The organism is Nitrosomonas sp., assembly GCF_022842015.1.
Classification (GTDB): domain Bacteria; phylum Pseudomonadota; class Gammaproteobacteria; order Burkholderiales; family Nitrosomonadaceae; genus Nitrosomonas.
Genome location: NZ_JALHQJ010000007.1, coordinates 44545 through 61097 on the forward strand (window position 1 = coordinate 44545; position 16553 = coordinate 61097).

Genomic DNA, 16553 nt, shown 5'->3' on the forward strand with positions numbered 1-16553 from the left:
ATTATTGGTATTCTACAAAGAAAAACGGTCTTCCAGCCACTCGATCTAAATCCAACGAATATGGCCCTTTATACGGGTATTGCAGAAGAACCCCACTTAATAACCCCAAGTAAAAAACGGTTCAACAACATGCTGAATCTGCAAACCCGCAATCAGTCCAAAATACCGTGCATCAAAAGAATTTGGGTTTACATCAGACATAAGCAGATATTCAGAATCATCCAAAATTTTCTCCTCCAAACGATATTGCGGCATTTCATGACCATCAATATCCGCGCTGATCTGCGCACTATTTGGCAGTAGTTCATTATTAACTCTAATCCCTGCCTCACCAATAGAAACACTGTCCCCGGCTACCGCAAAAACACGTTTCAGCAACATCCCATAACCGCCCGGACAATTACCCGTGCTAATGTAATGCCGTGCCATAGCCATATCAAAAACTTCGTTTTGCGGCGGACAAAAGGAAACATACGCACCCTTCCCTACCGGCGCATCGATGATCTTGTAAAACCCCACCGGAAAACTCGGCGTATTATTGTAATAAATACCAGTGAGTCGAAAAACAATACTCAACAGAAATATACCGGCACTGACAGACAAAACAATGCCTGCCAGAATATTGCGTGTTTTTCTCATGATGCTTGGATTATTTTGTCGCTGTAAGCAGGTGCAGGAACAGCAGCCCGCGCAGAAAACACAAAATCTTGAAAGTACAAAGGCTGCTTGCCATATATAGCAGGATAACCCGCCACATAAATGATCATGTCACCCGGCTTGGTAATCTTGCCTTCAGCATCTTTTTCTGGTGAAGTCATGCGTAAACACTCGTCAGGTGTTAGTAAAGGACGCTGTGTTTCCTGCATGGTTCGCGTCACGTTACCATGCATCACCCCTACCCGCCTACCACTGGTCGTAATCTGCTCCTTGATGACCGTGGTTTGTCCGGTCAGCTTGGATAAATGCTCGGCTGTCTCAATCCGGTTGGGTGGAAAGGCATTTTGAATATGGCAATTGGACGTGATCGCTTCATCGTGGCCGTATCCCGTCTCGCGGCTTTTAAGTTGGTTGATATCTTGGCAGATCAAATAGGCTTTAATACCGTAGCCAGCAATAAACGCCAAGGATTCCTGAAAGATTTCCAGTTTACCCAGACTGGGAAATTCATCGAGCATCAACAAAAGCCGGTGCTTATAGTTCGCCACCGGCTGACCATCCTTAAAATCAAGCCTGTCTGCCAATGTCCGCACAATCATATTCATCATGATGCGAACCAGTGGCCGTAAACGAGTCTTATCGTTAGGCTGCGTCACAATGTATAAACTGACAGGGTTAGCGTTGTGCATCAAATCACGAATTGCAAAATCCGAGCGGCTAATATTCTTTGCAACAAGTGGATCACGGTATAAGGATAGATAGGATTTAGCTGTAGATAAAACTGACCCTGCTTCCTCAGAGGGACGATCCAGCATATCTCGTGCGCTGGCGCCTACCACCGGATGGTTTTGTCCATTAACATGCGGATAGGTAGCCATTTCCATCCATAGTTCACCAATATCCCGCTCAGGATCGGATAGCATTGAATCAACAAGAGGCAATGTGGCCTCAGTCCCTTCAGCGCCTTCATTTCCCGATTTATATAAAACATGCAAAATCACACCAACAAGAAGCGCCTGACTGGTTTTCTGCCAGTGGTCTCTTAGTCCCTTTCCATCTGGATCAACAATTAAAGTAGCGAGATTTTGCACATCACCGACTTCAAGCCCATCATGCATCCTGATTTCATCCAACGGATTCCAACAAGCACTCCCTTTTGGTGAGGCAGGATCAAAGCGAATGACTTTATTACCGGCATGAACCTTCCGCCAACCGGCTGTTACAGACCATAGTTCGCCTTTCAGATCAGTAATAACCGCACTATGCCCCCATGAAAGCAAGGTTGGAATAACCAAACCAACACCTTTACCCGAGCGAGTCGGCGCATAACATAAAACATGTTCGAGGCCGTTATGTTTAAGGTAATGGGTTTTGCCTTTTTTATCCTGCCAGGCACCTACATATACATAATCATTTTGTGGAATCTTTTTCGAGGTTAATCTTTTGAAGAAGGATTGTCTTAAAGGAAGCAGCCTTGCCGCTTGGATGTCTATTTCATCCGCCCAGCGCGCTGACCCATGTAAACTTGAGTTCGGACGCGATGAATTATCCGCAACCATTTTTACAATCAGTGTCAGAATCAGCCCCGCTCCTGCAAATAAAACACCCATACTTCCGGATAGCTCAATAATATCCGGATGCTGGCCATACCATTTATTAGCCCACTCAAAAATCGACCAAGGCGGGTATAACTGGTTAAAGTGAACACCAAGCTGCGGTTGATATTGGAATCTATAGGCAAAATATTGCGTTGCAACCTGAACCCCACCCAACATAAAGAAAATCGCCATCATTTGAGTAAGCCTGGTTTTAACCAATCCTTCGTTCTTTACTAGTGGATTTCCCGCATTTTGGTTTGAATGGTTCATTTTGACCGTCCTTTCCGAGGTGATTTGATACTGCTTCTGGACACTTTCTGCTGCAATGGATTATCTTGCTTATCTAAACCATTCGCATCGCGGCCCTCTAATCCTTGACCCGTTCTGGTATTGATTAAATCTAATCGGCGTTGTTCTAATGCTTCGTCAGCAAATGTAACATCAAGATTTGTATCTACAGCGACTTGAACAACTTTTTCACGGAAATCATCCGACCCATTGATAGTCAATTTCTTACCGTACTTAATCTTAGCCTCTTGTAATATTCCTGAAATTTTCTCTTTGGCCGCACCAGCCATAATGACCAACCGATTGCCGCCATCACGAATGGCGATTGATCCGATATTACAAATAATCGTGCCCGTTCTAGTAATCGTCTCTATAAAATCCTTATTCTTTAGAGAATCGTCATTAGTCTGTGTACCCGAGACATTATTTGTCTGCGCGCTATAATCTTTTCTGGCTCGCAATATGTCCAGCGCTTCCTGATTTCCCTGCCGGGATTCCTTAACCAGCCAACTCAACCAGTCCATTCTTTTATGCCTTGCTTTTGAGGCTTGATATCCTTCCTTAAAGTCTTTATTAATCGCTCCAATGCTGGTTTTCAATTCACTATAAACAGACGCAGCCATTATTTTTTTGGACAGCCTACCCGCAGTAACATTTTTGATCAGCAGTCGTTTTAGCTTGGCTTTGGTTTTGACAGCTTCTATGGCTTGATTCTTTTTATCACGCAGTTTATTCCATTGGTTTTTTCCAAGTATTGCCGCCTTATTCTGCTCTTTTGTGTATTGCGCATAAAGTTTTGATGTATCAATTTTGTTACGCAGTGGCCTGGGTTCATATTGCTTTGAATATTGCTTTTTTGTTGTTGTATCATCATCAAACCCGACATAATCACCAAGCCTCTTAACCAAATTGGCCTTTGATAAGGCTCTGTCAATAGAACTGGCTTTAACACCAATCCCATTACTGGAAACAAATACAAAACCATTACCGCGTTCACGCAATTCAAGGCCATGATCCTTTAATACTTGGTGTAATTCAGTCCAGCTTGTCGCAGCTTGAATCTGCGCCAGGCATTCTTGTTGCATCCAACCTATAAGACTCTCAGATCCAGCCTTGAACTCAATATTGGACGCCCTACCCTGCGCGCCACGCTTTTTTGTTTCGTGATTATCTGGTGTTAATCCATACTCTTGTTCCAACTTTTCACAAAGTTCACCAATGACTTTATAGTCATAATGCGGGTTATGGATCGTAAGCCTTTCCGGATGTATTTTGTTGATCGCAATATGCATATGCAGATGATCAGTGTCATGATGCACCACACTGAGTCGTTGGTGTTCACCAAAGCCTAGGCCATCGCAGAGTTGATCCTCTATTTGCTGCAAAGTAGCTTCGGATAGTTCATCATCACGAAAACTAACCACCAGATGATAGGTTTTGTCAGAAGTCGCGCGCTGATTCATCTGCTGCGTATTAAGCACTTCTGCAACCACACAATCCGGACGATCCGAGTAACAATTAACTGCTCGGATTAAACCGATGCGCTCAGTCTTATTTTGTGGGTCAACAATATAATTCACCAATCCGGCAAAGTTGCTTTTCTTAACTGAATTGATTGGGATGTGTTTGGCTATCATGATTATTTTTTTGAGTTGATGATTTTCATCATGATGGCCGTCATTTGTGTGCGGGTTTCTTCAATGTCTTTTAACAGACCATTAATTGTTTTCTTGTCAAAATGCGCTGCACGCCGGTCATCGCTTAACCATAATTTTAAAAGCCCCCCTAGCCTGCCTAGATCACCGTTTATTTTTGCCAGTTCGTTTACTTTTTGGTTATCGATGATGCTGGTTGGCTCATAACCTAATCCTAGTTTTTTTAAATATTCTGAAATACTCAGGCCGCATTTTTCGGCTTGCTCCCTGATGATTTTTCCTTCTTCCGGTTCCACTGGAACCCTGAGATGAAGTTTGTATTTTCTTTTATTCTTTGGGTTTGTCTCACTCATTGCTTTTGTTGGTTCTTGGTTTTCTCGATTGCTTTTGTGTTTCTTATTTCATTTATTTGGCGTTGCCTCTACCTCGGACTTTGAATTTGCTTTGCGTCTGCTTTTGCTTCTGCTTTTACCCTTGCCTCGCAGAGCAGGATTATCGTTGAGCACACCGTGCGAATAAGAGCTTGTGATGTTGGATGACAAGTTTACTTGTTAGCTAACATCACATATCCTGCCCTATTTTGTAGTAATTGTTCTTGAATGAGTATAACATTATTGTTGTAACTTACTTAAGTGTAGTATATTTTAATGAATTATGCGCATAGTATGTATGCTGGTAATTATTCTTAATTACTTCTAAATTACCTCTTAATGCTCCTGATTTAATGGTAATGCTTGTGTGTTCATTCAATACAACTTATAGTCAACAATTATTACTAATAATGTACTGGGTTCTATAAGTGCTATGAAAAAGGATCTTTCTGCACGTCTTGCTGAAAAGTTAGCTCATAGTGATTCACAACATGCCAAACGAAATCTTGCGATTTTCTTTGTTTTGCGCGATGAAATAAATTCAGCAATCAATACTGGGTGGTCGGTTAAGGATATCTGGCAGTTATTGCACGAAGAAAAAAAGATTGTTATTAGCTATCAAGTGTTCTTGAGGCTGGTTAAAAAACACACCGAATACACGGCTTTTAAAAGAAAAGGAAGTAGTAAAAGAATAAGTAAAGAAAATGAATTAGAACCAAAAACTGAAACAAAAGAAACACAGAAATTAGCTAAGGATGCAGGCAAAGCAGAAGGTTTTGAATGGAATAATGAATCCAATCTAGATGATCTTGTTGGATGACTATAAAATTGTTTTAGATTCATCCAATGATGTCAGAAGTATTATTTCTCCATAATTTAACTCAAAGGATTATTCATAATGGCTAAAATACATATGGTATTGCAAGGCAAAGGAGGCGTTGGTAAATCTTTCATCGCATCAATCATTGCACAACATTGTTACGCCAAGAAAAAAGATACGCTTTGTATTGATACCGATCCGGTGAATGCCACTTTCCTTGGGTTTAAGAAATTAAATGTTAAAAAACTGGATTTAATGGAAGGCGATGAAATTGATCCTCGTAAATTTGATAATTTGGTTGAATTAATCTCCAAAAGTAAATCAGATGTAGTGATTGATAACGGCGCCAGCACCTTCGTGGCCTTATCCCATTATTTAATTAGTAACCACATACCTGCCCTGCTTAAAGAAATGGGACATGAGTTGATCGTGCATACCGTAATTACTGGCGGTCAGGCACTATCAGATACATTAAATGGGTTTGACTTAATGATTAAACAGTTCTCGAGTGATATTACTTTTGTCGTGTGGCTTAACCCTTTCTGGGGAAAGATAGAATCCAATGGAAAGAGTTTCGAGTCAATGAAAGTTTATTTGGATAACAAAAGTCGCGTATCAGCTATTATCAAAATACCAGACTATAAGGCTGAAACTTTCGGTCGTGATTTAAGTGAAATGTTACAAGCTAAATTAACTTTTGACGATGCGATAGATAAACCAGAATTAACAATTATGATGCGCCAACGGCTTAAAATAGTTAAAAGCCAACTCTTTGAGCAATTAGAAGGTGCACAAGCCGTATTAGCATGAGTACGATCGATGAAAAGATTGATGAAGCAATTCAGCAAATCGCATCCAATCATGGCATAGCAGTATCAAAAGATGATCCAATCATGATACTGCATACCATGAATGATCGCCTCATTTCGGATAGCAAGGCTGCACAAAAGGAATTGTTGGATAATTTCAGAAGTGAACTTGAAGTGACTGTTTCTGAATTGTCACTTCAAGCTAAAAACCATTCTGACCGAATTCTCAATACAACAATAACGACAAGCAAAAATGAAATGGCGCGAGTGATGGAAGAACAATCCAATATTATTATTGAGCGCTGGAAAGCTGATTTGCATGCTGAATTTAATGAAGCCTGCAAAACAATGACAACTTCAAGACAAACTGCAATATTGAATATTATTGCTTCATTTATTACTTTAATTTCTGCTGGAATTATTTTGACTATTTTTCTAACGAAATAAAAGGTAACACCAGAAGAAGCTACTCTACCCTATCGCAAGCTGAAGAAATATCATGAAGCATCATGACCGCAGCGCCGGTTACCAACTCCTGGAATCAGCCTCGCTGGTCGAATTCAGAATCGGTAAACCACTTATTCAAACCTGTACTGACGGGGAAAATATCTTCCTCCAGATTGATTTGATGTTGGGAGTCGCTGACGAGGAAGAACCCGCCGATATCGCTGAATGGGCGTCTTTTGGACTCATTTTCGCTCTGGCTGTTTTGTCTTTTGCAGATGCTCGACCACGGGGCTTATCAGATCAAGATTTGGTCGATGGCGACGAATTTACAGTAAGCGATTTGTTCGAGTGCCTACGCTTTGTCAGCGGAGAATTACGATTTTCATCCGATTACTTACGCGGACGTTGTATGAAGACAGACATCACCGTAAGAAAGGACGGCATGCTGACCTTGAGCACCAGAAATCGAGGACAAGCTGCATTGTTCTGGCTAGATCGATTACAAGGCAAAAAGAAGCTGGCACTCATATAAAACGATTACTCATCCATGTCGATCACCATGCCTCACATAATGACCGATTTGCTTTGACTATTTTTTCCTTGGAAATACGCAAACCCCTTCAGACTAATTTCATATTGGAAGAGACTAGATTTTTACCTAATTGGCACGATTCGATTATAATGAACGATTCGAACGATATTAATAAGGTCACAATAATGGATGCACTTTCAGCAAATGAAGCAAAAACTCAATTTGGTGACATGCTGTTAAAAGCGCAGCGTGCCCCAATTCAAATTAACAAAAACGGGAAACCAGTTGCTGTAGTCATCTCGATGGATGAATACGAAAGCATTGAGGCGCTCAAGCTTCGATTTTTGCAATCGAGAGCCGTCCAAGCCCAAATGGATATCAAGGCGGGCAACATCGTTGATGGCGATTCTTTTTTTGGTACATTAGAAACTGATCAGTACGACTAATGCCTGGTTTTCGTTTAACCCCAGATGCTCAGACCGACCTTATTGAAATACGCCGTTTTACGATCAGACAATGGAGCAAAGCGCAGTCGCAAAAATATTTATCAGAACTTCAGCAAACGATTCGATTGCTGGCTGAAACACCTTCTCTCAGTAAATCAAGGCCAGATGTTGGACCGAAAGTATTAAGTTTTCCCTGCTCAAGTCATGTCATTTACTACGTTGTGTATGAGCAACAATTGGTTGTATTCGGCGTATTGCATAAACGCATGGTGCCATTTAACCACCTTACTGTGCGAGAGACGTTTTAATATGTAATAACTACCCCTATATTAAACAACAAATTCCTTTCTGCGCCTGCGTTGTGCCGATTTCTCTACGCTTATTTTTCCTATAGTGCTTATACAACCCCTCTTTGCGCTAAAGATAATCCGGACAGATCATCAGCTCTGCTGCTTATTTTCAATAGTTAACTAATAGATAACTATAACATAAAGTTATCTATTAGTTATTGATAATATAACAAACAGATACCTATACAATAACTACTTACGGTGATGAAAAAGATAATTAATAATAGGTAAGCCCCCGGCAGAGCCCTGTCTTTTGATCACAACTCAGCGAACACAACCGTGCCAAACAGTGTCCCATCTGGGGCGTCCCGTGCACTTGGTATCAGCAAATCCACCCAGTTATGAAATGGCGTAAAACGCCCAATGCGCAGACGGCGGAATCTTTGGCAAGGGATGGCTGTGCTCTATCGATAACCACAACACTTTCCATTCGTCTTTGCTTAGCACCGTTTCACACGCCATTTCAGGTACGTCGATGTGTGCATCCAGACGTTCTCTTAGTTGCAGTAAACACGGTAAAAATGCCGTGATGACCAGCATCCGTTCCAGATTTTCCACCGTTTGAAACCGTTGTCGCTCCATACCAACACCACTCTTACACGCCTTGTGATAGTTTTCAATGCACCAGCGCAGCTCTCGTAATAGCGCGCACCACTTACCGTGCCTCCTCCGCGCTATTGATGCCCTCTGTCAGAGCGTATATTCGAGACCAGGAAAAGGAAAATTAACGTTATGATCAGCCCCCCGGCTCTGCTGGAAGTAATTTAACTTAAAACCATACCACAGTTACCTAAAAGAAAACCAAAAGTTATGGTTCATACATAGTTAACTATTATATAACTATATATTATAGTTATATAATAGTTATCAAACGATTACCAAACAGTTACTGACACAATAACTATTTTCTGTGATGAAAAGATAATTTAAAACTTTACTACAGTTATCTAATAGGTAACTATGTATTTCAATAAATACCTAATAGGTAACAACAAAATAACTTTATGTTATCATTAGTGTTCCGTTAACGTATACTTACAACATAGGAAATTAATTCATAAATTACAATTGACTATAACAATATGAGATCGCAAAGATTCCACATTTCATAAAACAAACCTCAAAATTTTGTAGTTAAAATGAAATTATTTGTTGATAACATTATTCTTATCTGCTTATTAAATAGGGAAAAGATAGTTTTTTTAAGTGATGGTTAATGAGATACCAGTGTTATGTTATAGTTATCATTTAGTTATCTAGTTGATAACTGTTTTACTGCGATAAAAAGATATATTGTTATCTTTTAGTTCTATAGTGTATAACTATTAGATATAGTTATCTCTTTGGTAACTACTGATAGAGGAGTGGGGATATATGCCTGTTATAGTTTTTGCATCAAGTAAGGGAGGGGCAGGGAAGACAACAGCTTGTGTTGTTCTTGCTTGTGAGCTTGCCAGACAAGGTTATGATAAGAATATAGAGGTTTCTTTAATTGATGCAGACCCGAACCAGCATAGCGCAGCATGGGCAAAGCTGGATGGTAAACCCAGTAATATACGATTATATGAAAATGTTACAGAAGAAAATATTCTAGATGTTATTGATCAGGCACAGGAACAAACACCATTTGTTCTGGTTGACCTAGAAGGAGTTGCAAGTAGTGCAGTAGTTGGTGCAATAAGTCGTGCCGATCTTGTAATAGTCCCTTGTCAAGCTTCACAGAATGATGCTAAGGAAGCTGTTAAAACCATTAAAACTATTAAGTATGGGGCGAATATTGCTCGCCGCGAAATTCCTTTCTCTGTTATGTTTACTCGGTTAAGTGCAGCAATTATTACTAAGACAGGTAAGTATCTTACACAGTCATTTGATGAGGCTGGTATAGATATACTTAAATGTTCTTTAATTGATAGGGAGGCATTTAAATCTATTTTTTCTTTTGGTGGTTCAGTTAATACCCTGAAAACTGAAAATAGAAAAGAACAATTAAGTATAGATAAAGCCGCTAAAAACTCTGAAAATTATGCTGAAGAGATTAAAAGGTTATTAAAAAAAGGTATTAAACAGCATTTTGAAAGGAGCATTACAAATGTCTAATGACCGCGCATCATTGGGTTTAAATGAGGAACAAATAGATCTTGAAGAACTTGTAATTAAAGGGCAACAACCCCATAAGCTAACCTTAGATCAACAGAAGACTATGGAAAGAGAAGGGGCGAAACTTGGTTTTGTTAGTCGTCAACCAAAAAAACGTCGAAGGGTTTCTCCTTATACAGCACAGTTTGGGGGAAAGTGTCGAGAGGGTATGAAAACTTTATTTCAGGATATAGGTGAGCATTTGGGTTGTTATGATACTGAAACCTTAGAAAAAGCCATATTGGCATTACTCGAAAAAGAAGCTTTAGAAGATTTAGAAAAGCGTTTTAGAGAAATTACAAAATGATTTATATTCACAATTTAATTCTTTGACGGAGTTTCTTAGTAACTTCAGTTGTACTTGTTTTGTTGTTTTCGTACTTAATATTCATCATATGGCCTGTTTCGGGGATTTGGTCGAAACAGCTTAAATCATGCTTAATATATTGAGATCCATTCTTTTGATAAAGCACATTTTCTTTTTTGTCGATATGGATAACTTCTCCAATATTGTCTTTTGATTGGTCTGCATCAATAGCGTTGTATAAGTTATATACGCCAGGCTTTATGCCTTCAGCTTTGCATACTTTCTCTGTTTTCCATTCGCCGACAAAATCGTTTTGTACTAATTTTTGGCCATTCATAACAAGTAATCGTTTTTTCATATCTAAGTTTCAATAATTTTAAACACGAATCTCGTAATCACCGTTTTTTCTTGGCGTAAATTATTTGTACTAGGTTTTTAATAATCGAGGCCAATTTATATTTAAATGGATTTAATGAGGGTTTAACGAGGTTAAAATAGGTTATGGTACCATCCCGTTGTATGTTGTTATTAGATTGTCTTGTAGTAGATTTATAATGACTTGTAGGAGGGGTTTTAATACTTTAGTTATGCTGTAACTTTTAAATATATTCTTTAGGGATTATTATACATTTTAAATAATATTCTTGTGATTGCTTATTTATATGATTAAAAGAAGAAAAGAATAGGAAGTTATCCACAGGATGATAAATCAATTATATCAATATATTGCGAACAAAATTATATTTTAACTGTGAGCTATACCAATAACATGGGATTTAACTGTGAGTTATACCTATAACTAAAGGGTCTAATTGTGAGTTATACCTCTAAGATGTGTGAGTTAAACCTATATGATCTGTGTGTTTAAGCTATAGATGTGTGAGTTAAACCTATATCATCGAAGCTTCTCTGTGGGTCAAACCTATAACATTGATATTAATTGTGAGTTATACCTATAACTAACTGTGGATTAGACCTATAACTTCTGGTTCCGAATGTGAGTTATACCTATAACATGTGTGAGTTACACCTATAACTTCTGCCCAAATTCCGCGATTGGATTCTTATTCTCTTCCTTTAGGGTACCGAAGTAAATTAATGGTAGCGGAAATAGGTAGGAAACAGTGAATTTGATGGTGAGTGCGAGCATAACAGCATTATTTTGCTGTTATCAATAGGCTATGTCGTATAATTATTTGTTGAAAATTTATTAACTATATGGAGAGCATGCAAAACCGGGAAGCTAAGCCGCCTTTTTGAGCATCTCATTGTTCTCCACCTGGAAGCAGGGATATCATTATTTAAATGTTTGCTCCAATTCGTCGTTGAGCACCCTGGCTCGAATCTGTATAAGTAAATGTGCAACCTTTTCTGGCTCTATTGCATTTGTTGTCGCTTGGCTAAGAATTTGGTAACGACATAGTTTACGGTTGATTCAATGAAAGCTAAACTGATTCGGTCGCCCGGGCGATAGCGCTCAGCGTAGTTTGCGATAAATGCATGATTATTGGCATTTTACGTATGAGATTTTTCAACCGCTCCAGCCCATAGACAAATTTTCCAAACAATGTCAATTCAGTGTTTGCCGTTAATAATTTATCCGTATCTTCCACTCTGAACGGAAGCACGCTTTGCACCAAAGTTCCCATTGCCTTGCTTCCTCTTGTCCTCCAGGGGGTGAATGTTACGATGGTCTTGATTCTACCAAACCACTTATGAGACGGGGCATTCTTTTACGTCAAGATTCTTGAATTTCGGATCTTGGGTTCTGGTTTCGTATGTGAGGTAAACCTATAACATGTGTGATCTAAACCTATAACCAATAAATACGAAAGTGTGGTTTAAACTCATGACTATGTTGTTTTAAAGAGTCTAATGCCTGATTTTTGCGCTATTGTTCTTATATCAGTTGTTCGTTTGTTAGAAGCTATTTGTTCTTTAATGAATTGTGGTGTTGCTTTAATCGTATATTTGACATCTGTTATGGCGCGTCCAGTTTTGCGTTCGTCCATTTCATAGCAAAGAATAATGCCTTTTTGTTTTAATTCACTAAAGGCTAATCCAATTTTTCTTCGGTTATCAATTTCCCGTGCTTGTTGCAATAACCCACTCGATTGTTTTATATCTGAGTACATACATGAATATTCTGTTATGGGACTGGCTTGAGTAAAGCGGTTGATTAGTCGTTTATATAACCATCGTGTTAATTGTTCGTTACAACTCATTAGACGGTCATAGTTAAATTGTCGATAATCAAGATTGTTTATACTGTGGCTAATGAATAGGGGAAGTCTTGCTATGTGATGATTATCAGTGGAGGCGAGGTATTCTTCACGACCAACGGTAACAAGGTCTTGTAAAATAGCGCCTCTCCAGAGCTCTTTACCTCCTTTGCTAAATGTTAGAAGGCAAGAACTCATGACATTGATGCCTTGCTTAATTTCATCAATGCTTCTGGATCGTCCTTTTGTTTTAAGCGCTTTTTGTATCATTCCTAATGTGAATCTAATCCAACTTTCTGTTTTTTCAGGGTCATGAATAGCATATTGCTGATCACTAAATATCTTTTTCAGCGCTTCTTCTATAAGTTCTTCTGTAACGCCAGGGAAAAAAGCTTTGTATTTTCCATCTTTTTGTTTAATCAATGCCGGTTGAATTGAAACTGTGAATTCGTTTCCATTTTCTGTATAGGACCATTCGTACGGTTTTGCTAGTCCATCAATAGTACGTAGCTTTTCAACTTGTTTAGCTGTAAAGAAATACTTTGGTATTCGCTCCCAAAGCTCAATCGTGTTAGAAACCTGACTTTGATCATTGGTTACAAATTGAGAAAATAAATCAAGCTGTAAGCTTTTTATAGGATCTTTGGGTGGCTTTTTCATTTGTTTGACCGTGTTTATTAAAACTGGCACATTTTTCATTAAAAGCAAACTCCCTTTATAAACCCTAAAAATGGATTAGAAGGTTTTTTTACTTAAACCCTTCTTTGCCAAATTCCAGTATAAAGAATATTAGCTAAATAATACAACCATTATTTCGGTTGTTTTTGTGCCTGTTTCTTAAATTAATCACCTTTAATTGTTTTTCCAAACGTAACGAGCTTGTTGAGTAAATAGGCTAATTGATTTTTTTCTTCTTTACTTAACAGCGTCAGTGTTTTATCCAGAACACTGTTTTTATTATTTATAATTACATAAAACTCATCGATCAATTTTACCATTGTAGCCATTGGAGGAATGGATTTAGTCACCGGATTAGAATTCACGGATACAGCAGTTACATCTTCATGAGTAATATCATTTGATTCTTGATAATGTGTATCTTTATTTTTTATAAATTCGCGGAAAAGTCTAATTGAACTGCGAGTTATCTCTTGATCTGGATTATTTAACCATTTAGTTAATCTTGCTTGATCCTGCTTGTAAGCTCTTAAGAGATCGTTAATAACGATCACATCACGAATTTCACCCGAATTGAATAATTTCGCGATTGGATCAGGTAAATTCAGTAAATTGAGATGTTGTGACACAAACGCTTCCGATTTTCCAATTTCGTTGGCAACTTCCACGCTCTTTAACCCTTTGGATACCTGCCGACCGATAAAATCGGCTATTTCTCTTGGCGTTAAATTGTCTCGTTGCAGGTTCTCAATCAATTGATCTGATTGCGTATAATCTGAATCAATGAATGCAGGGATTGATTCTTTCCCGGCAAGAATAGAGGCACGAAAACGACGTGCCCCATGATTAATGATGAAATACCCATCCTTTTGTAAATTGGGATGCACAGAAATGGGTGTTTTTACTCCACGCAGACGAATAGTATCTGCAAGCTCCTGTAAGGTAACGGGGTCAAATTCATTACGAGGCTGATTAGGGTCTTCTTCAATTAAATCCAAGGCCAGTTCTAGTGAGGCTACTGTGCTGATTTTATCTTTTTGAGTTGTTTTTAATGTTCCAGCTGTTTTCTTCATGACTTTTGTAAGTAATTTATATTACGTAATTTTATTTATACATAACCAGTTCGGTAATTTAACATTCTTTATTATCAGTTTTTTTTGGTATACAGTGGCGGGCTCATGGTGTAAGTTAATGTTTATGTGCGACATATTGTCGCACCTGGTCATATTTTTAAGTTTAAAGTTGTTCTCAAACAATGGGTTGACTTTACCAGATAAAGAAACAGACTACATTTATTAAATGGATCGATAACTTGTACAATAAAATTCTTCTAACAAACATATTACGTCTAATCGAAGAACTGGGCATCAATAAAAAAGAACTGTCTGAAAGATCAGGTGTTTCAACATCTTTTATGTCTGATCTGACGCATGATAAAGCCAATCCATCACTTAGGATCATGGAATCCATTGCCGATGCTTTGGAAACACCACTTCCAGCACTTCTGGAGCTGACAAATATTGATAAAGAAGTCGTGGATGAACTCATGAAAGGCAAGCCCCAATCAAGATTGCCAGAAGGGTATGTTCACGTTAGTGCGCTACTTACTGATTTTCAGGCATATCAAGTATCTCTTTGGAATGAAGAGAATAAGAAACAGGTATTAACCCGTAAAAAAAGAAAAGTAAAATAGTAGTTGCATTAATTAGTATCTCGTTATATTGTTAATTAAGTTTAACAAATAAACGGGATATATCCATGTTAGATTCTGAAGATAGTTGCGCGACGCTGAAAGACAGAGCCAAGCGAAAGCTGGATCGAGACATGGGACCATTACTAATCAATGCGCTGAATGATCCCCAAACGGTTGAATTAATGGTCAACGCGGATGGTCGCGTCTGGCTTGAAAAACTGGGTGAGACAATGGCGTGTATCGGTGATCTGCGGCCAGCCCAGGCCGAAGCCATTATCAAAACAGTCGCCGGATACCACAGCAAAGAAGTCACCAAGCTAAAACCCATTATTGAAGGCGAGTTTCCACTCGATGGTTCTCGTTTCGCCGGACAACTTCCTCCCGTAGTGTCATCCCCAACATTCGCTATCCGCAAAAAAGCGGTTGCGATATTCACGCTAGAACAATATGTTGAGCAAAGAATGATGACGGTTAAGCAATGCCAGAAAATCAAATCTGCCGTTGCAGAACATCGCAACATCCTTGTTGTGGGTGGCACCGGCTCCGGTAAAACCACACTGGTTAATGCAATCATCAATGAAATGGTCAACCATGATCCGACTGAGCGGATTTTCATCATTGAAGATACCGGGGAGATTCAATGTGCTGCAGAGAATTTTGTTCAATACCACACGTCATTAGATGTTTCGATGACCCAACTACTCAAAACAACGCTGCGCATGCGTCCAGATCGAATACTGGTAGGGGAGGTGAGGGGTGAGGAAGCACTGGATTTACTCGATGCCTGGAATACAGGCCATGAAGGTGGAGCGGCCACACTACACGCCAATGATGCACTTTCAGGACTAACCAGATTAAATTCATTAATTACACGTAACAAATCAGCACCGGCGGATATTGATGCACTAATCGGAGAAGTTGTGCATTTGGTCGTGCATATATTGCGCACACCAACGGGACGTCGTATTCAGGAAATCATAGAAGTAGATGGTCACAGGCGGGGTAGTTTCCGCATCAAAAAATTCTAAATCAAAAAAGAGGTATTCAATGAAATATGCCATGGCACTGGAAGACTCGAAAGCTTCTGTTCTCAAAAACTCATTAATCCTATTAATTCTGTTTCTACTATTTATTCCGGAGCTAGCGCTTGCATCAGTGGGTGGCGGAGGTGCATTACCGTATGAAACTTGGCTGGTGAGTTTGAGAAATTCAGTCACTGGCCCCGTTGCTTTTACGCTCTCCATTGTCGGCATTGTTGTTGCCGGTGGTATTTTGATCTTTGGTGGCGAACTAAACGCATTTTTCAGAACTTTGATTTTTATTGTTCTGGTCATGGCGCTATTGATCGGCGCACAAAACATCATGACTAATCTGTTTGGCGGTGCTGTCATTTCATCAAACGGTGAGGTATTACAACTCACGCCGGAATCGACTGACGAATTGATTACGCCAGAAAGTAACACAAGTGAGGGCAGGGGATAGCTATGTCCTTGCGCTTAACGCAGATCAGGCAATCCGCGAATCGCCCCAATCTTTTTATGGGC

General features: G+C 39.2%; 20 protein-coding genes. 11 read left to right on the forward strand and 9 right to left on the reverse strand.

All coding sequences use genetic code 11. The features are described 5' to 3' along the window. Positions 1-96: 96 nt before the first annotated feature. From traF to traJ, 4 genes are read right to left on the reverse strand one after another with little or no spacing between them, the layout of a single operon-like run. The gene (gene traF, locus Q0C11_RS02295) at positions 97-639 is read right to left on the reverse strand and encodes a conjugative transfer signal peptidase TraF (RefSeq protein WP_293005370.1); all 543 of its coding nucleotides are present in this window, start codon (positions 637-639) and stop codon (positions 97-99) included. After that, positions 636-2525, reverse strand: coding sequence for a type IV secretory system conjugative DNA transfer family protein (locus Q0C11_RS02300; protein ID WP_293005372.1), 1890 nt, complete (start codon positions 2523-2525; stop codon positions 636-638). Before Q0C11_RS02300 ends, traF begins: the two co-directional genes overlap by 4 nt. Then, positions 2522-4180, reverse strand: coding sequence for a TraI/MobA(P) family conjugative relaxase (traI, locus tag Q0C11_RS02305; protein ID WP_293005374.1), 1659 nt, complete (start codon positions 4178-4180; stop codon positions 2522-2524). The genes Q0C11_RS02300 and traI overlap by 4 nt, the downstream gene beginning before the upstream one ends. Positions 4181-4182: 2 nt before the next feature. Continuing rightward, positions 4183-4551: a conjugal transfer transcriptional regulator TraJ gene (gene traJ / locus Q0C11_RS02310; RefSeq protein WP_293005376.1), complete on the reverse strand. Its 369-nt coding sequence runs from the start codon at positions 4549-4551 to the stop codon at positions 4183-4185. 451 nt (positions 4552-5002) lie between these two features. Between traJ and Q0C11_RS02315 the strand changes: the two genes are divergently transcribed. The 6 genes from Q0C11_RS02315 (at position 5003) to Q0C11_RS02340 (ending at position 7931) form a co-directional block, all read left to right on the forward strand. Beyond that, on the forward strand, positions 5003-5389 hold the full coding sequence (locus Q0C11_RS02315; RefSeq protein WP_293005378.1) for a TraK family protein: 387 nt from the start codon (positions 5003-5005) through the stop codon (positions 5387-5389). 78 nt (positions 5390-5467) lie between these two features. Then, positions 5468-6199 carry an ArsA-related P-loop ATPase gene (locus Q0C11_RS02320; protein ID WP_293005379.1) on the forward strand — a complete coding sequence of 244 codons (732 nt, stop codon included), beginning with the start codon at positions 5468-5470 and terminating at the stop codon, positions 6197-6199. Further along, positions 6196-6645: a hypothetical protein gene (locus Q0C11_RS02325; RefSeq protein WP_293005380.1), complete on the forward strand. Its 450-nt coding sequence runs from the start codon at positions 6196-6198 to the stop codon at positions 6643-6645. The genes Q0C11_RS02320 and Q0C11_RS02325 overlap by 4 nt, the downstream gene beginning before the upstream one ends. 52 nt (positions 6646-6697) lie before the next feature. Then, positions 6698-7177, forward strand: a complete 480-nt coding sequence (locus tag Q0C11_RS02330) for a hypothetical protein (protein WP_293005382.1) — start codon at positions 6698-6700, stop codon at positions 7175-7177. Between the two features lie 185 nt (positions 7178-7362). Next, positions 7363-7623, forward strand: coding sequence for a type II toxin-antitoxin system Phd/YefM family antitoxin (locus Q0C11_RS02335; protein WP_110342087.1), 261 nt, complete (start codon positions 7363-7365; stop codon positions 7621-7623). Continuing rightward, positions 7623-7931, forward strand: coding sequence for a type II toxin-antitoxin system RelE/ParE family toxin (locus Q0C11_RS02340; RefSeq protein WP_293005385.1), 309 nt, complete (start codon positions 7623-7625; stop codon positions 7929-7931). The genes Q0C11_RS02335 and Q0C11_RS02340 overlap by 1 nt, the downstream gene beginning before the upstream one ends. A gap of 381 nt (positions 7932-8312) precedes the next feature. Here Q0C11_RS02340 and Q0C11_RS02345 read toward each other — a convergent pair whose 3' ends face one another. Continuing rightward, complete coding sequence (locus Q0C11_RS02345; protein WP_293005386.1) at positions 8313-8555, reverse strand: hypothetical protein; 243 nt, start codon at positions 8553-8555, stop codon at positions 8313-8315. A 792-nt stretch (positions 8556-9347) separates the two neighbouring features. On the opposite strand from Q0C11_RS02345, the gene Q0C11_RS02350 reads away from it, so the two are divergent. After that, on the forward strand, positions 9348-10070 hold the full coding sequence (locus Q0C11_RS02350; protein WP_293005388.1) for a ParA family protein: 723 nt from the start codon (positions 9348-9350) through the stop codon (positions 10068-10070). Then, positions 10063-10416, forward strand: coding sequence for a hypothetical protein (locus Q0C11_RS02355; protein ID WP_293005390.1), 354 nt, complete (start codon positions 10063-10065; stop codon positions 10414-10416). The genes Q0C11_RS02350 and Q0C11_RS02355 overlap by 8 nt, the downstream gene beginning before the upstream one ends. Before the next feature lie 7 nt (positions 10417-10423). Here the strand turns inward: Q0C11_RS02355 and Q0C11_RS02360 are convergent, their stop codons facing one another. The 4 genes from Q0C11_RS02360 to Q0C11_RS02375 form a co-directional block, all read right to left on the reverse strand. After that, the gene (locus Q0C11_RS02360; protein WP_293005392.1) at positions 10424-10774 is read right to left on the reverse strand and encodes a KfrB domain-containing protein; all 351 of its coding nucleotides are present in this window, start codon (positions 10772-10774) and stop codon (positions 10424-10426) included. 1087 nt (positions 10775-11861) lie between these two features. Then, complete coding sequence (locus tag Q0C11_RS02365; protein WP_293005394.1) at positions 11862-12065, reverse strand: hypothetical protein; 204 nt, start codon at positions 12063-12065, stop codon at positions 11862-11864. A 204-nt stretch (positions 12066-12269) separates the two neighbouring features. Then, a complete protein-coding gene (locus Q0C11_RS02370; RefSeq protein WP_293005396.1) occupies positions 12270-13337 on the reverse strand; it encodes a hypothetical protein in 1068 nt (355 codons plus the stop codon). Positions 13338-13480: 143 nt separating this feature from the next. Beyond that, on the reverse strand, positions 13481-14389 hold the full coding sequence (locus Q0C11_RS02375) for a ParB/RepB/Spo0J family partition protein (RefSeq protein WP_293005398.1): 909 nt from the start codon (positions 14387-14389) through the stop codon (positions 13481-13483). Positions 14390-14628: 239 nt separating this feature from the next. Here Q0C11_RS02375 and Q0C11_RS02380 point away from each other — a divergent pair, with 239 nt between their 5' ends. The 3 genes from Q0C11_RS02380 to Q0C11_RS02390 all read left to right on the forward strand — a co-directional run bounded on the left by Q0C11_RS02380 (position 14629) and on the right by Q0C11_RS02390 (position 16491). Then, on the forward strand, positions 14629-15009 hold the full coding sequence (locus tag Q0C11_RS02380; protein ID WP_110342073.1) for a helix-turn-helix domain-containing protein: 381 nt from the start codon (positions 14629-14631) through the stop codon (positions 15007-15009). A 65-nt stretch (positions 15010-15074) separates the two neighbouring features. Continuing rightward, entirely contained in the window at positions 15075-16037 is a 963-nt protein-coding gene (trbB, locus tag Q0C11_RS02385) for a P-type conjugative transfer ATPase TrbB (RefSeq protein WP_293005400.1), read from the forward strand. Positions 16038-16068: 31 nt separating this feature from the next. Next, the gene (locus Q0C11_RS02390; protein WP_322267259.1) at positions 16069-16491 is read left to right on the forward strand and encodes a TrbC/VirB2 family protein; all 423 of its coding nucleotides are present in this window, start codon (positions 16069-16071) and stop codon (positions 16489-16491) included. Positions 16492-16553 lie beyond the last annotated feature (62 nt).

Coding starts and splice junctions, on each gene's coding strand:
- Q0C11_RS02320 (WP_293005379.1), top strand. CDS start 5,468: ATGGCTAAAATACATATGGTATTGCAAGGCAAAGGAGGCGTTGGTAAA.
- traJ (WP_293005376.1), bottom strand. CDS start 4,551: ATGAGTGAGACAAACCCAAAGAATAAAAGAAAATACAAACTTCATCTC.
- Q0C11_RS02370 (WP_293005396.1), bottom strand. CDS start 13,337: ATGAAAAATGTGCCAGTTTTAATAAACACGGTCAAACAAATGAAAAAG.
- trbB (WP_293005400.1), top strand. CDS start 15,075: ATGTTAGATTCTGAAGATAGTTGCGCGACGCTGAAAGACAGAGCCAAG.
- Q0C11_RS02335 (WP_110342087.1), top strand. CDS start 7,363: ATGGATGCACTTTCAGCAAATGAAGCAAAAACTCAATTTGGTGACATG.
- Q0C11_RS02300 (WP_293005372.1), bottom strand. CDS start 2,525: ATGAACCATTCAAACCAAAATGCGGGAAATCCACTAGTAAAGAACGAA.
- Q0C11_RS02340 (WP_293005385.1), top strand. CDS start 7,623: ATGCCTGGTTTTCGTTTAACCCCAGATGCTCAGACCGACCTTATTGAA.
- Q0C11_RS02375 (WP_293005398.1), bottom strand. CDS start 14,389: ATGAAGAAAACAGCTGGAACATTAAAAACAACTCAAAAAGATAAAATC.
- traF (WP_293005370.1), bottom strand. CDS start 639: ATGAGAAAAACACGCAATATTCTGGCAGGCATTGTTTTGTCTGTCAGT.
- Q0C11_RS02330 (WP_293005382.1), top strand. CDS start 6,698: ATGAAGCATCATGACCGCAGCGCCGGTTACCAACTCCTGGAATCAGCC.
- Q0C11_RS02360 (WP_293005392.1), bottom strand. CDS start 10,774: ATGAAAAAACGATTACTTGTTATGAATGGCCAAAAATTAGTACAAAAC.
- traI (WP_293005374.1), bottom strand. CDS start 4,180: ATGATAGCCAAACACATCCCAATCAATTCAGTTAAGAAAAGCAACTTT.
- Q0C11_RS02350 (WP_293005388.1), top strand. CDS start 9,348: ATGCCTGTTATAGTTTTTGCATCAAGTAAGGGAGGGGCAGGGAAGACA.
- Q0C11_RS02390 (WP_322267259.1), top strand. CDS start 16,069: ATGGCACTGGAAGACTCGAAAGCTTCTGTTCTCAAAAACTCATTAATC.
- Q0C11_RS02315 (WP_293005378.1), top strand. CDS start 5,003: ATGAAAAAGGATCTTTCTGCACGTCTTGCTGAAAAGTTAGCTCATAGT.
- Q0C11_RS02355 (WP_293005390.1), top strand. CDS start 10,063: ATGTCTAATGACCGCGCATCATTGGGTTTAAATGAGGAACAAATAGAT.
- Q0C11_RS02325 (WP_293005380.1), top strand. CDS start 6,196: ATGAGTACGATCGATGAAAAGATTGATGAAGCAATTCAGCAAATCGCA.
- Q0C11_RS02345 (WP_293005386.1), bottom strand. CDS start 8,555: ATGGAGCGACAACGGTTTCAAACGGTGGAAAATCTGGAACGGATGCTG.
- Q0C11_RS02365 (WP_293005394.1), bottom strand. CDS start 12,065: ATGGGAACTTTGGTGCAAAGCGTGCTTCCGTTCAGAGTGGAAGATACG.